At 45.2% G+C, this 504-nt stretch carries 1 protein-coding gene; it reads left to right on the forward strand.

What is annotated here, in order from left to right:
• Positions 1–504: radical SAM protein (locus R8N47_RS28680; protein ID WP_318186544.1), on the forward strand; the 504-nt coding region annotated here is incomplete at both ends.

The raw sequence follows: 504 nt of genomic DNA on the forward strand, positions 1-504 counted from the left end.
AACGGCAAAGCGTCTAAGCGTTTACATGTTATGGCAAAGCCAATTGGTGCTGCCTGTAACATTGACTGTACTTACTGCTACTACCTCAGCAAACAGGACTTACTTGAGTATAAAAAAGGATGTTCACCAATGATGGATGAAGCCACGTTAGAGGCTTACATCAAACAGTATATTGAAGGGAAAAATACACCTGAGATCGTCTTCTCTTGGCAGGGCGGCGAGCCAACGATGTTGGGTTTGGATTACTTCAAGAAAATTGTCGAGTTTCAAGAGAAATACCAGCCCGCAGGCGTGAAGATCTCAAACGATCTGCAAACAAACGGCACGTTATTGAATGACGAATGGTGCGAATTTTTAAGCAAGAACCATTTCTTGGTGGGCTTGAGTATTGATGGCCCTGAAATGCTGCACAACGCGTATCGAACCAACCGAGCCGGTCGGGGCACATTCAAACAAGTCATGAATGCGGTGGAGTTGCTGCATAAACATCAGGTGAACTTTGCC

The sequence above is a fragment of the Vibrio sp. 2132-1 genome, from assembly GCF_033344315.1.